16 protein-coding genes are annotated in these 17,292 nt (G+C 37.2%); 14 read left to right on the plus strand and 2 right to left on the minus strand.

Features of this window, described 5'->3' with window-relative positions:
* Positions 1-20 precede the first annotated feature (20 nt).
* Positions 21-1,397 (plus strand): sodium-dependent transporter, encoded by a 1,377-nt coding sequence (locus tag FYJ52_RS05840; protein WP_268892581.1) that lies wholly within the window; start codon positions 21-23, stop codon positions 1,395-1,397.
* A 75-nt stretch (positions 1,398-1,472) separates the two neighbouring features.
* On the opposite strand, the gene argH is transcribed toward FYJ52_RS05840, so the two are convergent.
* Together argH and FYJ52_RS05850 are read right to left on the minus strand one after the other, a co-directional pair.
* Positions 1,473-2,855, minus strand: a complete 1,383-nt coding sequence (gene argH / locus FYJ52_RS05845; RefSeq protein ID WP_154576289.1) for an argininosuccinate lyase — start codon at positions 2,853-2,855, stop codon at positions 1,473-1,475.
* 1 nt (position 2,856) lies between these two features.
* Positions 2,857-4,089 carry an argininosuccinate synthase gene (locus FYJ52_RS05850; RefSeq protein WP_154576290.1) on the minus strand — a complete coding sequence of 411 codons (1,233 nt, stop codon included), beginning with the start codon at positions 4,087-4,089 and terminating at the stop codon, positions 2,857-2,859.
* Positions 4,090-4,310: 221 nt separating this feature from the next.
* Here FYJ52_RS05850 and argC point away from each other — a divergent pair, with 221 nt between their 5' ends.
* From argC to FYJ52_RS05915, 13 genes are all read left to right on the plus strand, one after another.
* On the plus strand, positions 4,311-5,360 hold the full coding sequence (argC, locus tag FYJ52_RS05855) for an N-acetyl-gamma-glutamyl-phosphate reductase (protein ID WP_154576291.1): 1,050 nt from the start codon (positions 4,311-4,313) through the stop codon (positions 5,358-5,360).
* A gap of 20 nt (positions 5,361-5,380) precedes the next feature.
* Positions 5,381-6,619: a bifunctional glutamate N-acetyltransferase/amino-acid acetyltransferase ArgJ gene (gene argJ, locus FYJ52_RS05860; RefSeq protein WP_154576292.1), complete on the plus strand. Its 1,239-nt coding sequence runs from the start codon at positions 5,381-5,383 to the stop codon at positions 6,617-6,619.
* Between the two features lie 23 nt (positions 6,620-6,642).
* Positions 6,643-7,515 (plus strand): acetylglutamate kinase, encoded by an 873-nt coding sequence (gene argB / locus FYJ52_RS05865; protein WP_154576293.1) that lies wholly within the window; start codon positions 6,643-6,645, stop codon positions 7,513-7,515.
* A gap of 22 nt (positions 7,516-7,537) precedes the next feature.
* Positions 7,538-8,722 (plus strand): aspartate aminotransferase family protein, encoded by a 1,185-nt coding sequence (locus FYJ52_RS05870; protein WP_154576294.1) that lies wholly within the window; start codon positions 7,538-7,540, stop codon positions 8,720-8,722.
* Positions 8,723-8,810: 88 nt separating this feature from the next.
* Positions 8,811-9,119: a hypothetical protein gene (locus FYJ52_RS05875; RefSeq protein ID WP_154576295.1), complete on the plus strand. Its 309-nt coding sequence runs from the start codon at positions 8,811-8,813 to the stop codon at positions 9,117-9,119.
* A 17-nt stretch (positions 9,120-9,136) separates the two neighbouring features.
* Positions 9,137-11,005: a V-type ATP synthase subunit I gene (locus FYJ52_RS05880; protein ID WP_235901550.1), complete on the plus strand. Its 1,869-nt coding sequence runs from the start codon at positions 9,137-9,139 to the stop codon at positions 11,003-11,005.
* Positions 11,006-11,009: 4 nt separating this feature from the next.
* Positions 11,010-11,480, plus strand: coding sequence for a V-type ATP synthase subunit K (locus tag FYJ52_RS05885; protein ID WP_154576297.1), 471 nt, complete (start codon positions 11,010-11,012; stop codon positions 11,478-11,480).
* 16 nt (positions 11,481-11,496) lie between these two features.
* The gene (locus FYJ52_RS05890; RefSeq protein WP_154576298.1) at positions 11,497-12,108 is read left to right on the plus strand and encodes a V-type ATP synthase subunit E; all 612 of its coding nucleotides are present in this window, start codon (positions 11,497-11,499) and stop codon (positions 12,106-12,108) included.
* A 2-nt stretch (positions 12,109-12,110) separates the two neighbouring features.
* A complete protein-coding gene (locus FYJ52_RS05895) occupies positions 12,111-13,085 on the plus strand; it encodes a V-type ATPase subunit (RefSeq protein WP_154576299.1) in 975 nt (324 codons plus the stop codon).
* Positions 13,085-13,402: a V-type ATP synthase subunit F gene (locus tag FYJ52_RS05900; protein ID WP_154576300.1), complete on the plus strand. Its 318-nt coding sequence runs from the start codon at positions 13,085-13,087 to the stop codon at positions 13,400-13,402. The genes FYJ52_RS05895 and FYJ52_RS05900 overlap by 1 nt, the downstream gene beginning before the upstream one ends.
* 18 nt (positions 13,403-13,420) lie before the next feature.
* Complete coding sequence (locus FYJ52_RS05905) at positions 13,421-15,226, plus strand: V-type ATP synthase subunit A (protein WP_154576301.1); 1,806 nt, start codon at positions 13,421-13,423, stop codon at positions 15,224-15,226.
* Positions 15,219-16,619 carry a V-type ATP synthase subunit B gene (locus FYJ52_RS05910; protein WP_154576302.1) on the plus strand — a complete coding sequence of 467 codons (1,401 nt, stop codon included), beginning with the start codon at positions 15,219-15,221 and terminating at the stop codon, positions 16,617-16,619. Before FYJ52_RS05905 ends, FYJ52_RS05910 begins: the two co-directional genes overlap by 8 nt.
* Complete coding sequence (locus tag FYJ52_RS05915) at positions 16,619-17,251, plus strand: V-type ATP synthase subunit D (protein WP_328598776.1); 633 nt, start codon at positions 16,619-16,621, stop codon at positions 17,249-17,251. The genes FYJ52_RS05910 and FYJ52_RS05915 overlap by 1 nt, the downstream gene beginning before the upstream one ends.
* Positions 17,252-17,292 lie beyond the last annotated feature (41 nt).

Here is a 17,292-nt window from a genome sequence, read left to right on the forward strand (position 1 = left end):
AGAAAGGGTAGGATTGAAGATTGGAACAAGAGAAGGGTAATCAGGGCAGAGCAAATTTTTCTAGCCGGATTGGTTACGTAATGGCTGCGGCAGGTTCTGCTGTTGGTTTAGGAAATATTTGGCGTTTCCCATATTTAGCTGCAAAATATGGAGGCGGTACCTTTTTAATTGTATACCTTATCTTAGTGTATACATTTGGATATACCATGATTATGTCAGAAACGACATTGGGAAGAATGACTCATAAAAGTCCTGTCGGGGCGTTCAGATTTTTTGGAGATACATCGGCTCATAAAATTGGTGGATGGATCAATGCCGTCATTCCAATGATAATCGTTTCTTATTATTCAGTTATTGGCGGATGGGTACTTAAGTATTTAGTAGGATACATTTGCGGCGCTACAAAAAAAATGGCTACTGATACATATTTTTCTAATTTCATTAGTCAAAGTGTTCCTACAGAAGTATATTTTCTGATCTTTACTGTTGTAACAATGATCATTATTTTGATTGGTGTTCAAAATGGGGTCGAGCGGATCTCGAAGATAGGGATGCCAATTTTGATTATTTTAGGCGTATTTGTCGCTATTTATTCGATGACTCGTCCAGGAGCTGCTGCTGGAATAAAATACTTTTTTATTCCAAATTTTGATAATTTTTCATGGATGACGGTGGTTGCGGCAATGGGACAAATGTTTTATTCTTTATCTATTGCGATGGGAATCTTGTACACCTATGGTTCCTACATGAAAGAGGACATGGATATTGAAAAAGCAACTTCTCAAGTAGAATTTTTTGATACTGCTGTTGCTGTTCTCGCTGGACTTATGATTATCCCTGCAGTGTTTGCATTTTCGGGCGGAACACCCAAAGCGTTGCAGGTTGGTCCTTCACTTATGTTTGTAACAATTCCTAAAGTTTTCGCCAGTATGGGATTGGGAATGTCGGCAGGTATTGCATTTTTCTTGTTGGTTCTTATTGCAGCCTTGACGAGTGCGATTGCATTGGCTGAATCAGCCGTTTCAACATTTGAAGATGAAGCGGGGATGAGCCGAAAAAAAGCAACAGTGCTAGTCAGTGTTATCATTATTTGTCTAGGAACGTTATCCTCTTTAGGCTACAGTGTTCTAGGCAGTATCAAAATATTGGGAATGGATTTCCTCGATTTCTTTGACTTTATTTCAAATTCTGTGATGATGCCAATAGCTGCAATTGCAACTTGTGTGTTGATTTTACGTTCTGTTACGCTTGAAAGAATTGAGAACGAAATTAAGGTATCTTCTGAATTCAAAAGACAAAAAATATATAATATATTTATTAAATATTTTTGTATTGCTTTTTTAGCCATTATTTTGGTTAGTTCAATTTTAAACGTCTTTGGTATCATTAAAATGTAATTAAAAAACTCTTGCTGTTAGAGAATGTCTAACAACAAGAGTTTTTATTTTTTGGATAAAATGCTTTGTGCGCTATTATAATTTTGTCAGTAATCCCTTATTGATTGCAATAGCACGTTCAACAGTCGCTTTTGCGGGACCGCCGACAATATTTCTTTGACTGACACAGTTATGAAGGTCAATTGCTTCATAAATGGTGTTATCAAAAATAGGATCAATTTTTTGATACTCTTCAAGAGAAAGTTTATCCAAGCTCTTTCCATTTTGGATGCAATAATACACCAATTGTCCGACGATTCCATGTGCGTCTCTAAAAGGAATACCGTGTTTGACAAGCCAGTCTGCTGCATCGGTAGCATTTGCAAAACCGTGGGCGGCAGCATCGTACATCGCGTCTTTATTTACTGTGATGGTTGCAATCATCTTATTAAAAGTTTTTAGACAGATCTCAATTGTATCAAATGCATCGAAAACAGGTTCTTTATCTTCCTGCATATCTTTGTTGTAGGCGAGAGGTAGTCCTTTCATTGTAGACAACAATGAAATTAAATCACCATAAGTCCTTCCGGTTTTACCTCTAACTAATTCAGCAATATCTGGATTTTTTTTCTGAGGCATAATAGAAGAACCGGTCGAAAAGGCATCGTCTAAAGTAATAAAATGAAACTCTGAAGAGCACCATAAAACAATTTCTTCGGAGAAACGGCTGAGATGCATCATTGTAATAGAAACAGCCTCTAAAAAATCTATACAAAAATCGCGATCAGATACAGCATCTAAGCTATTAAGATAAACACTTGAAAAGTTCAGTTCCTTTGCGACGAAATAACGATCGAGCGGGTAGGTTGTCGTTGCAAGTGCACCAGCACCCAATGGAAGGGAATCTGCCATTTCACAGACTTGCCGAAAACGCTTTATATCGCGTTTGAGCATTTCGACATAAGCCATTAATTGGTGAGCAAAGGTAATAGGCTGAGCACGCTGCAAATGTGTGTAACCAGGAACGATCGTTTCAGTGTGTTTAGCAGCTAAGTCAAGAAGCGTTGAAATTAATTCTTTGATGTCATTAATAATTAACAAGCAAATATCTTTTACATACAGATGCATGTCTGTTGCAACTTGGTCATTGCGACTGCGACCAGTATGAAGCTTTTTGCCTACATCGCCAATGCGATCGATTAAAATCGATTCAATGTTCATATGGATATCTTCCATTTGCTCGGAGAATTCGATTTTATTATCCTGAATATCTGATAATATTTGTTTTAACGATTCAACAATTAAATCGGCATCCTCTTGAGGTATAACCTTTTGTTTGCCAAGCATTTTTGCATGGGCGATTGATCCTTTAATATCTTGTTGATAAAGTCGCGCATCAAAAGAAATAGATGAATTAAAATCATCAGTTAATGCATCTGTTTCTTTTTGAAAGCGACCGCTCCATAATTTTTTGGCCATATTATTTTTCCTTATTTTTTGCTTTTTCTTCTGCACTCATACGCATTAAAGCGCGAACGCGAAGCGGCAAACCATACAAATGAATAAATCCTTCTGCGTCTTTGTGATTATACAAATCGCCTGTCGTGAAGCTGGCTATTTCAGCATTATATAAAGAATAAGGTGAAGAGACATAAGTTAAAATCATGTTCCCTTTGAATAATTTTAATTTTACAGTCCCAGTAACGGTTTTTTGCGTTTCGTCGAAAAACTTGGATAAAGCTTCGCGTAATGGGGTAAACCATTTTCCGCCATATACGATTTCAGCAAACTTAACAGCAGCCTCTTCCTTAAAAGCAAATGTTTCTCGATCAAGACACATGTGTTCCAATTCTTCATGGGCACGATATAAAATGGTTCCGCCAGGTGTTTCATATATACCTCTAGATTTCATACCGACCACGCGGTTTTCGATGAGGTCCACAACGCCAATGCCATGTTTTCCTCCTATTTTATTGCAGAACATCAATATCTCTTTAGGCGTCATTTTCTGATCGTTAATGCTTACAGGGACACCTTCTTCAAAATCAATTTTGATTTCTTCGGGTTCGTCAGGTGTTTCGGAGAGTGCATTGGTAACCCGCAAAATGTGTTTATAATTTGGTTCGATTGATGGATCTTCTAGTTCAAGACCTTCATGACTCATGTGCAGAATATTTGTATCACGGCTGTAGCTTTGATCATAACGGGTGTTAACTTTTATGTCGTGTTCAATACAAAAATCCATTAAATCTTCACGACTTTGGAGATCCCATTCACGCCAAGGGGCAATGATCTTAATCTGAGGATCTAGAGCACCGATTCCCAATTCAAAACGAACCTGATCGTTGCCTTTTCCGGTTGCACCGTGACAAATCGCTTCAGCACCTTCTTTGTGTGCGTAGTCGACCAATACTTTAGCAATTAACGGGCGGGCGAGAGAAGTCCCCAATAAATATTTTTTTTCATACACCGCATCAGCTTTCAAAGCTGGCCAGCAGTAATTTTCGACGAATTCATCAGTTACATCGACAATATAGCATTTAGAAGCACCGCTTTTGATTGCTTTTTCTTCGAGACCGTCTGTTTCCTTTCCCTGCCCTACATCGACACAAACACATATAACATCATAGTCATAGGTTTCTTTTAGCCAGGGGACAATTGTCGTTGTATCTAAACCGCCTGAATATGCAAGAATAACTTTTTTATTTGCCATTTATGAACTCCTTATTTTTATATATTGTTTTTCAAAAATCTGACGTGATTGATTATAAGCCAATGAATGAAATAAATCAAGAGTAAATGTAAATATATGCGAAAATAATTTATAAAAATACTTTTCGAACGCTTGATTATTTACATAAATAGCGTTATAATCCTTGTTGTTATTTGTGATAATAATTAATAAAAATGCATTGGCATTAAGGAGTGAATAATTTGATTAAAGCAGCTATTGTTGGCGCAACAGGATACGCAGGTCAAGAATTGGTTCGTTTATTATTACGGCACCCTGACGTGGAATTAGTTTCAATTGGCTCTAGATCTTATGATGGACAACCCATGAAAGATGTATATCCTTTGTACGAGCATATAACGGAAGATATCTGCAAAAATAGAACAGTAGAAGAGTTATCTGAAATATCAGACGTTATCTTTTTAGCACTGCCTCATGGGGTCGCCTCTCAAGAAGTTAATAAGGATATATTAGATAAGTGTAAAATTATTGATTTAGGCGCAGATTTCAGATTAAAGGATCTTGCTATTTACAAGGATTGGTATAAAGTCGATCATGGCGCACAAGACCTGATCGAAGAAGCTGTATATGGTCTTTGTGAGTTACATCGGAAAGAAATAAAAAAAGCTCGTCTAATTGGCAATCCTGGATGTTATACCACTTGTAGTATTTTAAGTTTGGCACCTTTGGTGAAAAATCATTTAATTGAAGAGAATTCAATTATTATTGATGCAAAATCTGGTGTAACAGGAGCGGGACGCAATGGTCAGCTTCCTTACATGTTCTGTGAATGCACAGAGTCTGTAAAACCTTACAAAGTAGGCGCCCACAGGCATACGCCAGAAATCGAACAGGAATTAAGCCTTTTGGGTAACGAAGAAATTAAACTCATCTTTACACCTAATTTAGTACCTATGAATCGTGGCATTTCAGCGAACTGTTATGCAACATTAAATGATGTGGGGAAACAATATACTGAAGAAGACTTGACAACTTTATATCGTGATTTTTACAAAGATGAATATTTTATTCGTATTTTAGAATCGCGGATTCCAGATACGAAATGGGTTAAAGGGTCTAATTATTGTGATCTTGCGGTAAAAGTTGATCAAAGGACAAACCGCGTGATTGTGATTGGGGCAATTGATAATTTGTTTAAAGGAGCGGCAGGTCAGGCAATTCAAAATATGAATATTATGTTTGACCTTCCAGAAAAGACTGGTATTGATTTAATTACAGATTATCCCGTGTGACAAACAAATTGGAGAAAACAATGAAAGAAAAAAAATTTCACGTTATTTCCGGCGGTGTTACGGCTTCAAAGGGGTTTAAAGCCTGTGGAGCAACGACTGGATTAAAACCAAATAATCGGCTAGATATTGCATTAATAGAATCTGAAGTTGAGGCAATTCCCGCAATTGTAACAACTCAGAACGCAGTAAAAGCAGCTCCCGTTCTATGGGATAATCAAATTGTAAAAAAAGATAAACAAAAAATAAAGGCTGTATTGATTAATAGTGGCAACGCAAATGCTTGTACAGGGGAACAAGGTTTATTAGATGTAAAAACAGAAGCCAAATGTGTAAGTCAGTATTTTGATTGTGATCCTGAGCAAATCTTTATTTCCTCCACGGGCGTTATCGGGGTACCTTTACCGATTAAAGAAATCACTGGAACAATTCCTACGTTAGTCAATAATCTCTCTGTTGATGGCCAAAGTGATGCATCTCGTGCAATCTTAACGACGGACCTTGTCCCAAAGACGGTTGCGGTTGAAACAGAAATCGACGGAAAAACTATTCATATTGGTGCAATGGCTAAGGGATCAGGTATGATCTGCCCAAACATGGCAACAATGCTTTCTTTTGTCACAACGGATGCCAATATTGAACAAGCTTGCCTACAGAAAATGTTAAGTATCATTGCAGAAGATACGTATAATATGATGTCTGTCGATGGGGACATGAGTACGAATGATACAGTGTTAGTGCTGGCAAATGGCTTAGCTGGTAATGATAAAATTACAGAATCAAATATCGGCGCTTATACAAAATTCTTTGAAGCTTTGTATTTTGTGAATGAGTCTATTGTTAAGTCTATTGTAAAAGATGGGGAAGGCGCGACAAAATACATTGAAGTTCATGTCGATCACGCAGAATCCAGAGGTGATGCACGAATCTTGGCAAAAGCGGTTGTTAATTCTAATCTTGTTAAGACTGCAATTTTTGGAGAAGATGCGAATTGGGGAAGAGTACTTTCCTCTATCGGAGCAACTGGCGTAAAATTTGCTCCAGAGACTGTGTCGCTGACTTTTTCTAATTCAAAAGGAAGTCTGCTTTTGCTGGATCACGGTAAACCTGTACCATTTGATGAGGAACAAGCAAGCGAATTATTAAAACAAAAAGAAGTTATTATTAATGTTGATATGGGAGAAGGCATTTATAAAGCAACAGCCTGGGGATGTGATCTTTCGTATGATTATGTAAAAATCAATGCTGAATATCGAACTTGATTTGAGATAAGGAGATGGTCAAAATGACTGACATGGATATTTATATAGAAAAGGCAAACACGCTGGTTGAAGCACTGCCGTATATCAAGCAATTTAGAAAAAAAGTTGTTGTTATTAAGTATGGTGGTTCTTTTATGGACGATCAGGGCATTAAGCATTCCATGATGGATGATATTGCGCTTATGAAGTTGGTTGGGATTAGACCTATCCTTGTTCATGGTGGCGGCAAAGACATTTCGAACATGTTAAAAAGGCTGGAGATGCAGTCATCTTTTATTGATGGTTTGCGTGTGACGGACAAAGAAACGGTGGGCATAGCAGAAATGGTGCTGTGCGGAAAAATAAATAAAGAAATTGTACAACTCCTTGAAAATCGAGGTATTAATGCTGTTGGCATTTCAGGTAAGGATAGTGCACTTTTAAAAGTTCATAAAAAAGAATATAAAGATAAAGACCTTGGATTTGTCGGTGAAGTCGATAAAGTTAACGTTAAATTTCTTCAAGATTTAATAAAAAATGATTATATTCCAGTTATTGCACCGATCGGCTGCGACCATAAGAGAGAAACGTACAATATCAATGCTGACCATGTTGCATGTGCAGTAGCTAAAGCAGTTAATGCAGAAAAATTGATTTATTTAACGGATACCGATGGTGTTTACATGGATCCAAAAGATCCGAACTCCATTATTAGAAGATTGAACATCAGTGGTGTTGAAGAATTAATCAGGCAGGGAATAATATCTGGAGGAATGATTCCGAAAGTTGAAAATGCAGTGGATGCAATTCGTTCAGGTGTTCGGTCAACGCATATTTTAGACGGCACGATTGAACATTCCTTATTGTTAGAATTGTTCACAGCTGCTGGCTGCGGAACGATGATAAAAGAAGATTAAAGTTATATACTGGAGAATAGAAATGAACATACAAGAATTTATTAAACGAGGCGATCAGGTCATTATGCCGACCTATAGTCGATTTCCTATTGTTTTTGATTATGGAGATGGATGTATCCTGACAGATATTGAAGGAAAAGAATACATTGATTGTGTAGGTGGCATTGCAGTTAATTGTCTAGGCTACAATCACACCGGACTAAATCATGTGATTGAGGAACAGATCCATAAAATGCTTCATGTATCTAATTTGTATTGGAATGTACCAATGATTACTGCTGCCGAAAAATTGGTCAAGTTATCTGGATTGGATAAAGCATTTTTCTGTAATAGTGGTGCGGAAGCGAATGAAGCCGCAATGAAATTAGCGCGCATATATGCAAAGTTATATAAATCGGAAGATGCCACGGAAATTATTGCAATGCAAGATTCTTTTCATGGAAGAACTTATGCTGCGATTACGGCAACAGGGCAGCCGAAATATCAAAAAAATCTCAGTCCATTGATGCCAGATATTACACATGTAAAGTTTAATGATTTTGAAGCATTAGGAAAAGCAGTTGAAAAACATAATTGTGCGGCTATTCTTTTGGAACCCATTCAAGGTGAAGGGGGCATTTATCCAGCAGAAAAAGAATATCTTAAAAAAGTTAGAAAATTGTGCGATGATCAGAATATTGTTTTGATTTTTGACGAAGTGCAGTGCGGAATCGGCAGAACGGGAAAATTTTTTGCATATCAGCATTATGGTATTAAACCGGATGTCGTTTCCTTTGCAAAAGGAATTGCAGGGGGAGTGCCGATGGGAGGCATTCTGGCATGTGATCGTGTGGCTCAAGTTTTTACACCGGGGACGCACGCATCTACTTTTGGAGCTAATCCGTTAGCGACTTCTGCCGCAAACTATATATTGGATACTGTTGGAAATCCGGAATTTTTACAAGAAGTTTCCGAAAAATCTCAGTATTTTGTTCAAAAACTTTCAAAATTAAAGGAAGTGAACCCGCATATCAAAGATATTCGTGGCAAAGGATTAATGATTGGTGTTGAGATTGATGAAAATATATCAGATGTGATCAATCAATGTATTCAGTCTGGTTTACTTGTTTGCGGGGCGGGGCATTCAACGATTAGATTTGTGCCGCCATTGATCATTAGTAAAGAGGAAATCGATCAAACAGTACAATTATTTGCTAAGAGTCTGTAAATGATTAACACTTCAATTATTAATAATTGTTTTTCTTTTAAGTTCATGGTAATATTATCATGAACTTTTTTTATTGGGGTGATAGACTATGTCGATAATTGATGATATTCGGGAGGCCGAAAGAAAAGCAGATCGAATCAGAAAAGAAGCAAAAGAAAAAGGAAAGGAGATTGTAAAAGAGGCAAAGACGGTAGCAGAAAATAATAAGAAAAAAAGATTGACAGACTATCAGAATGCCTGTGACAAAAAATTAAAAGAGGCCGAAGAAAAACAAGAAGTTTATTTAAAAACGAGATTGAAAGCAGCAGCGGAAAATGATGAAAAATTTTTTAGTAATAATGAAAAACATTTACCAAATGCTGTCCAATATATTTTAGAAAAGGTAAAATCAATATGATTATTCCAATGAGGAAAATGAAATTGATTATTTTCCGAGAGGATAAGGAGACAATACTCAAATCGCTGCAAAAGACAGGAGAGTATATGCCTATTTATTTGGAAGATTCCATAAATACGTCGCCTTCGGAAAATAAACTATCGAATGAGGCCCAGCAGGCTTCTGCGATGTTAAAACTTTCAAATAAATATCACAAAAAATATTATCATAAGTTTTTAGAAGATCAACCGGAAATCAATTACGAGACCTTTCTAATGGAAAATACAAAGGGAAAGGAGATTTGCCAGCAGTTACAAGACTATAATGAACAATATAAAACTTTAGAGCTCGATATTGAAAATTGTTCAAAAGCAGTCGAAGAGTTATTGCCATGGGAAAAAATGGATATCCCGCTTGGTCAAATAGAAAAAAGCAAGTATGTCGAAATGTCCACTGTATTCTTCCCAGAAACTGTAATAGATGATGTAGTTAAGATTGTAGAAGATGCAAACGCTCAAATTCAGTTTTTTGGCAATGAAAAGAAAGAAGTCTCGGCTTTGATCATTCAAACAAAAGAGGAAATGCCTGAACTCCAGTCAAAATTAAAAGAGCTTGGGATGAGAGAAGTTATATTGACGAAGATTTCTTGTTCAGCATCTGAAAAAATTGAAGCGCTGAGAAACAAAATTCAACAAGATCAAAAAGAAATAATAAATATTGAGCAATCTATAAAAAATCTATCTAAAGACGAAAGAGATATTAAATTATTAAACGAACAATACGAAACGAAACAAAGTAGAGAAAATATAAAAACAATAAAAACAAACGAAACGGTTTTGCTGCAAGGCTGGGTATGTGAAGATCGGATTAAAAAAGTTGAAAAAGCGATTGCTAAATCTGTTCAATATTATGATCTCCAATTTGATAAACCTACAGAAGAAGACCAGCCCCCAACAGTGACGCGAAATCCACGCTTTTGGTCTCAATTTGAGACCATTACAGATATGTATTCAAAGCCAAACCCTTCAGAACTAGATCCGGCTTTAGTGGCCGGACCGTGGTATTGGGTTATCTTTGGAATGATGATGGGAGACGTTGGCTATGGCGTATGTATGTTTTTTGTGTTTTATTTTTTTAGAAAATTAAAAAAACCAAAAGGTAATAGTGCAAAGCTTGTCAACACGTTGCTGTATTCGTCTTTTACTACGATTCTTTTTGGTATTTTATTTGGTTCTTATTTTGGGGAAACCTGGCATCCGATTTTGTTTGCACCATTGACGAATCCGATGAAAATGTTGATTTTCACACTGATTGTTGGTGTGCTGCATATTTTTTCAGGGATGTCTATTAAGATTGTAGAGCAATTTAAATCTGGTCATCCATGGGATGCAGTCTTTGATCAAGTAAGCTGGATGGTCTTAATAACAGGATTAGGCCTCTTATTTTTGCAGACAACCCGCCGAGCTGGAGCAATTATGGCAATTATAGGTGCTACAATTATTTTATGTACGGCAGGCAGAGAAAATAAACAGATTGTTAAAAAAATTACGGGAGGTTTATTGGGATTATATAGTATCAGTTCTTATTTAAGCGACATTTTATCTTATTCTAGAATATTGGCATTGAGTTTAGCTACAGGCGTTATTGGGATGGTAATGAATCTTTTAGCACGCATGGTCTCTGTTAATATTTTGGGAATAATCGTCGCATTATTTATTTATCTCATTGGTCATACTTTCAATCTGGCAATGAGCTTGTTGTCTGCATATGTACACGATAGTCGATTGCAGTATATTGAATTTTTTAATAAATTTTATGAAGGCGGTGGCATTCCTTTTAAACCATTGTCTATCAAATCGAAGTACGTTAATGTTAATACAGAAGAAAATAACAAGATAGAGAGGTAGTATTATGACGCAGGGAATTATTATTGCTGCTTTTGGAGCGGCTATTTGTGCACTTTTATCAGGAATTGGATCAGCGGTTGGTGTTCAAATTGCAGGTCAAGCCGCTGCCGGAGTTACCTCAGATCAGCCTGATTTATTTGGGAAAGTGCTTGTTCTTCAAGCTCTGCCAGGAACTCAGGGGATTTATGGGTTTTTAATGGCTGTACTTATTTTAGTACAAACCGGCATGATTTCTGGGGCACCGCACAGTATTTCGATCATGCAAGGGTGGGCTTATTTTGCCGCAGCTCTCCCAATTGCAATTGTCGGTCTCTTGTCCGGAATTGCACAAGGTAAAACTGCAGCAGCAGCGATCCACATGACGGGGAAGGATCCGGATTCTTCGGCAAAAGGCATTACGATGACAGCATTGGTGGAAACTTACGCAATTTTGGCTTTACTGGCTTCAATTTTGATCTTGTTCAGCATTAAATAAATCAAGAAGGGTTATCATGGCGCAAAGTACAATTATCAATAGGATTCTTGATAAAGCAAATGAAGACGCAGCTGAAATAATAAACCGTTCACGGCAAAAGGCAGAAGAGTTAAAAAAGACAATCCAAAAAGAATCTGACGATCAGATCCAACAGATGGAAAAAGATTTTGATCAAAAAATTCAGGACTTTGAAAAAAGAAATGAATTGATTTTTCATTTAGAAGCGCGTAAAAATAGACTTTTTAAGAAGAGAGAATTAATCGATCGCGCTTTTGTTAAGGCAAAGAAGGCAATGGACCAATTGCCGGAAAAAGATTGGTCTGTATTAATTGCTGAAATAGTGGCTTCTTCGTCGAGAAGCGGCAGTGAAACCATTAAAGTCCCTGAAAAAGATTATAAAAAATACCAATCTAGTTTTCTTTCTGCTCTGAATAAAGGGTTGAAATTAAACGGCCTTCCCGGCAAATTAACACTTGACTCGGAACCTGCAGAGTTTGAATCGGGTATCATGTTAGAAGGAGATAATTATGATATCAATGGCGATTTTGATGTTCTGCTTCAACAGGTTCGAGACAAATATGAAAGAGAAGTTGCAGCAATATTATTTGAAGATCAAGATGAGGCGTGACTATGTCTGGAATCAGTTACCCTTTTGCAGTTGGCAGAATCAAAGGTCTAGAAAATAAGCTCATTGATCAAAATGTCTGGCAACGGTTATCTGAGGCAGAAGATGAGCCAGCAATGATAAAAATTTTAAAAGAGAATAGTTACGGTTCTTCGGGAAATGGCAGTCATACTGTAAATGAGATGGTTGCGTCGGAATTGAATGAAGTCAATTTGGATATAAAATCTATTTCACCAGATCCAACGTTGACAAATTTATTTTATTATCCCGAAGATGCGTACAACATTAAAATATTGCTGAAAGGTATCCTAATCAGAAAAGATGCGAAATCACTTTTGCATCCATCCGGTGTTATTGACGTTACCAATTTGATTGATGCGATTTCTGATGAAAATTATAATGATCTTCCTCCAATTATAGGTAAATCGATTAAAGATTCATTGGACTTGGATGATCCATTCGAGATTAGCCAAAAAATTGATAACGCAGTTTTAATAACAATTAGAGACACGTTAATTACACATCACAATATTCTATTAAAACATTATTTTGATATTATTTTTGATAAAATTAATATTTTGGCAATTCTCAGAGGAAATGCTTTGAAGTGGAATCCTGAAAGAATTATTCAATTGCTTTTTGATGGAGGAACATTAGATCCAAAAGATATGTGCAAGGCAATTGGACAAACTGACAAACAGTTATATTCTTATTTAGCGACAGGTCCAAACAGAGCGACATATCGGAAAATATTAGAAGGTTATTCAAAGCAGCATATTATTTCTGAAGTGGAAAGTCAACTAGATGATTTTGCCTTTTCGACTATTCATGAAGAAAAAAATGATTCCTTTGGAATTGGACCGATCATAAACTATTTGTTAGAAAAGAGAAGAGAAGGCGCATCATTGAGAGTGATGGCGGCTCAGAAAAATAATCCTTCAAATCACTTAGAAAAAAAGACTTATAGGGGTGATGTTTGATGAGTCGAAAAGCAAAAATTGCTGTTATTGGCGATAATAATTCCGTTATGATTTTTAAAGTGCTGGGGTTTTATGTATTTCCCATTGAAGAATGTGCTGACATTGGCAAACAAATTAAAGAACTCGAGCATAACAAATTTTCTGTTATTTATATAACTGAAAATATTGCAGCGGGAATAGAATCGATCATTGATGAATATAAAGATAAATCGTTTCCGGCGATCATTCCAATTCCTAATAAGAATGGTTCTTTAGGTATCGGAAAAAAAGGAATAAAAAAGAATGTTGAAAAGGCTGTTGGCGCAGATATCTTTTAGAAAGGAAATGATGTTAAGTTGAATCTTGAACAAAGCGGTACCACTTTTGAACAAACGGGTACAGTTGTAAAAGTTGCAGGTCCATTAATTATTGCTGATCATATGGGCGATGTTCAGATGTATGACGTTGTAAAAATCAGCGATAAACATATTATTGGTGAAGTCATTGAATTACGCGGTGATAAAGCGTCGATTCAAGCTTATGAAGAAACTGCGGGTATTGGTCCGGGAGAACCGGTATACAAGACGGGACAACCACTATCAGTTGAACTTGCCCCAGGATTAATCGAAGGGATATATGATGGTATTCAACGCCCACTAACATCCATTTATAATGCAGCTGGTAACAATATCACAAGAGGAATTGATGTTCCTAAATTAGATCGGGAAAGAAAATGGGTATTTAAGCCCGTCGCACAAGTTGGCGATCAACTAGAACCAGGGGATATTATTGGAGAAGTTGAAGAAACACCTGCGGTTATCCATAAGATTATGATGCCATACAAATATTCTGGAATAGTATCTTGGGTTCATAATGGTGAGGCAACGATAACTGAGCCAATTGCCAAAATCAGAACAGAAGATGGCGAGGAAAAAGATGTGGCAATGTTGCAGGTTTGGCCTGTCCGAATTGGTCGTCCATATCGAAATAAATTAACGCCGAATGAACCGATGATTACCGGACAAAGAGTTATTGATTCTTTATTTCCAATTGCTAAGGGCGGTGTTGCGGCAATTCCGGGGCCATTTGGTTCTGGTAAAACGGTCATTCAACATCAACTGGCAAAATGGTCTGATGCGGATATCATTATTTATATTGGATGCGGAGAGCGAGGTAATGAAATGACTGATGTGCTTCGCGAATTTCCCGAATTAAACGACCCACGTACAGGTATGAGCCTGATGAAAAGAACTGTATTAATAGCTAATACATCAGATATGCCAGTTGCTGCTCGAGAAGCTTCAATATATACGGGCATTACCATTGCAGAGTATTTTCGCGATATGGGCTACAAAGTTGCGATTATGGCAGACTCGACTTCACGTTGGGCTGAAGCACTTCGTGAAATGTCGGGCAGACTTGAAGAAATGCCGGGCGAAGAAGGTTACCCAGCTTATTTGTCGTCACGATTAGCTGAGTTTTATGAACGTGCTGGTGTTGTCAATTGTTTGGGGACAGATCATAGAACAGGCGCAATTTCAGCCATCGGAGCAGTATCACCTCCGGGTGGGGATATTTCTGAACCCGTTTCGCAAGCGACATTGAGAATTGTCAAAGTCTTTTGGGGCTTAAGTGCAGATTTGGCCTATCAGCGTCATTTTCCTGCAATTGATTGGTTGACAAGCTATTCTTTGTACAGCAGTAGATTAGATGATTGGTTTGATCAGAATATAGATCCAAGTTGGTCGAAGTCTGTTCAATCAACAATGAATATTTTGCAGAAAGAATCAGAACTTCAAGAAATTGTTCACTTAGTTGGTGTTGATGCTTTAAGTTATAAAGACCGACTCACGTTAGAATGTGCACGTTCAATTCGCGAAGACTTTTTGCATCAATCGGCTTTTGATGATGTGGACACGTACTCCTCGCCCCAAAAGCAAATTGCAATTTTGAATATGATATTGAGCTGGTACGAAGCTGGAGAGAAATATCTCAATGCCGATGGCTCGTTTGACGCAATCATTCAAATGCCAATTCGAGAAAAAATTGCGAGAATGAAGTATGTTCCTGAAAATAAAAAAGAAAAGGAATATGAAGACATTCGCGTAGCATTGAACGATGCTTTTGAAGCATTGTCAGAAGGACAAGAAACGGATGAATAAAGAATATAAAACGATTAGAGAAGTTGTTGGTCCTTTAATGCTTGTTGATCATGTGGAAAATGTCAAGTATGACGAATTGGTTCAAATTAAACAAGCGAGTGGAGAAGAAAGAGTTGGACATGTTCTGGAAATAGATGGAGACGCAGCATTAGTTCAACTTTTTGAAAGTTCACAGGGACTTAAAATATCAGATTCCAAAGTCATTTTTGAAGGACATGGAATAGAACTAGGCGTTAGCAGGGATATGCTAGGCAGAATTTTTGATGGGATGGGACGTCCGATCGATGACGGGCCACAGATTATTCCTGATGAAAAACTAGATATCAATGGTGCGCCAATTAACCCAGTCGCTAGAAATTACCCGGCTGAATTTATCCAGACAGGTATTTCAGCGATAGATGGCTTGAACACACTTGTACGTGGTCAAAAGCTTCCAGTTTTCTCGGGATCTGGTTTACCTCACGCTCAGTTGGCCGCTCAAATTGCTAGACAGGCGAAAGTTCTAGATGATTCGGAAGATTTTGCAGTTGTTTTTGCTGCTATTGGAACAACTTTTGAAGAAGCAGATTATTTTATCCAGGATTTTCAGAAAACAGGCGCAATTGAACGTGCGGTCTTGTTTATGAACTATGCAAACGACCCAGCAGTAGAAAGAATTGCTACACCAAGAATGGCCATAACGTGTGCAGAATATTTAGCTTTTGAATTAGATATGCACGTCCTCGTTATTATGACGGATATGACTAATTATGCTGAGGCATTGCGAGAAGTGTCAGCTGCGCGTAAAGAAGTTCCTGGAAGACGTGGATATCCTGGATATCTTTATACCGACTTAGCTTCAATATATGAACGTGCAGGCCGTATTTTAGGGAAAAAAGGATCTATTACACAGATACCTATTCTGTCAATGCCAGAAGATGACATAACCCATCCAATTCCTGATTTGACTGGTTACATCACTGAAGGACAGATCATTTTATCCCGAGAACTGAATATGCGCGGAATTGAACCGCCAATTAATGTTTTACCTTCATTGAGTCGATTAAAAGATAAAGGGATCGGAAAAGGCAAAACACGTGAAGATCACGCAGACACAATGAATCAACTGTTTTCGGCTTATGCAAGAGGAAAAGAAGCAAAAGAATTAGCTGTTATTCTAGGAGATGCAGCATTATCTGATATGGATAAACTTTATGCGAAATTTGCTGATCAATTCGAAGAAGTATATGTTTCTCAAGGATACGATACAAATCGAGATATTCAAGAGACTTTAGATATTGGATGGAAACTTCTATCCATTTTACCAAAGGCGGAATTAAAACGAATAAAACTCGATTATATTGACAAATATTATCCTGATGACAATAAACAATCATATATTGACGGAGAATAATTATGTGCGCACAAATTAAGCCTACGCGAATGGAACTAACACGTCTAAAAGGTAGGCTGCAAACAGCGGAGCGCGGCCATAAATTGTTAAAGGACAAAAGAGATGAAATGGTCCGCAGATTTATGATCTATATCAAAAAAAATAAAGCCTTAAGGGACGAAATTGAAGACAAATTAACAGAAGCGTTGCAACAATTTTCGGTTGCTGAAAGTAGAATGGGTGAAGATTTAATAACTGAAGCTCTCTTGTGCCCTGTAAAATCAACTAACGTTACTGTAGATAAGGCAAATATTATGAGCGTCGATGTTCCTAAACTAAAGTATGAAGAATCTGAGAAAACGACGCAATTGCCATATGGTTTTTCTTTTACGTCCGGGGAACTTGATCAATCTGTTTTGGACATTGCAGAGTTAATGCCTTTGCTTATTGAATTAGCAGAGGTTGAAAAGACTTGCAATTTGTTGGCTGATGAAATTGAAAAGACACGAAGACGTGTTAATGCGTTGGAGCATGTTATGATTCCAGAGACGAAGAAAGATATCAAATATATCATGATGCGTCTGGAAGAAAATGAACGTGGCACAACGACAAGATTGATGAAAGTAAAAGACATGATGCTAAAAAATGAATAATAAAACAATAAGCGGTCAGTAAAGGGCTGCTTATTATTTTT

The sequence above is a fragment of the Pseudoramibacter porci genome, assembly GCF_009696145.1.
GTDB classification, from domain to species: Bacteria; Bacillota; Clostridia; order Eubacteriales; family Eubacteriaceae; genus Pseudoramibacter; species Pseudoramibacter porci.

Bases quoted from the DNA above. Each gene is read 5' to 3' on its own strand.
- FYJ52_RS05850 (WP_154576290.1), bottom strand. From the start codon at position 4,089: ATGGCAAATAAAAAAGTTATTCTTGCATATTCAGGCGGTTTAGATACA.
- argB (WP_154576293.1), top strand. From the start codon at position 6,643: ATGACTGACATGGATATTTATATAGAAAAGGCAAACACGCTGGTTGAA.
- FYJ52_RS05880 (WP_235901550.1), top strand. From the start codon at position 9,137: ATGAAATTGATTATTTTCCGAGAGGATAAGGAGACAATACTCAAATCG.
- FYJ52_RS05895 (WP_154576299.1), top strand. From the start codon at position 12,111: ATGTCTGGAATCAGTTACCCTTTTGCAGTTGGCAGAATCAAAGGTCTA.
- FYJ52_RS05910 (WP_154576302.1), top strand. From the start codon at position 15,219: ATGAATAAAGAATATAAAACGATTAGAGAAGTTGTTGGTCCTTTAATG.
- FYJ52_RS05890 (WP_154576298.1), top strand. From the start codon at position 11,497: ATGGCGCAAAGTACAATTATCAATAGGATTCTTGATAAAGCAAATGAA.
- argH (WP_154576289.1), bottom strand. From the start codon at position 2,855: ATGGCCAAAAAATTATGGAGCGGTCGCTTTCAAAAAGAAACAGATGCA.
- argJ (WP_154576292.1), top strand. From the start codon at position 5,381: ATGAAAGAAAAAAAATTTCACGTTATTTCCGGCGGTGTTACGGCTTCA.
- FYJ52_RS05875 (WP_154576295.1), top strand. From the start codon at position 8,811: ATGTCGATAATTGATGATATTCGGGAGGCCGAAAGAAAAGCAGATCGA.
- FYJ52_RS05870 (WP_154576294.1), top strand. From the start codon at position 7,538: ATGAACATACAAGAATTTATTAAACGAGGCGATCAGGTCATTATGCCG.
- FYJ52_RS05885 (WP_154576297.1), top strand. From the start codon at position 11,010: ATGACGCAGGGAATTATTATTGCTGCTTTTGGAGCGGCTATTTGTGCA.
- FYJ52_RS05900 (WP_154576300.1), top strand. From the start codon at position 13,085: ATGAGTCGAAAAGCAAAAATTGCTGTTATTGGCGATAATAATTCCGTT.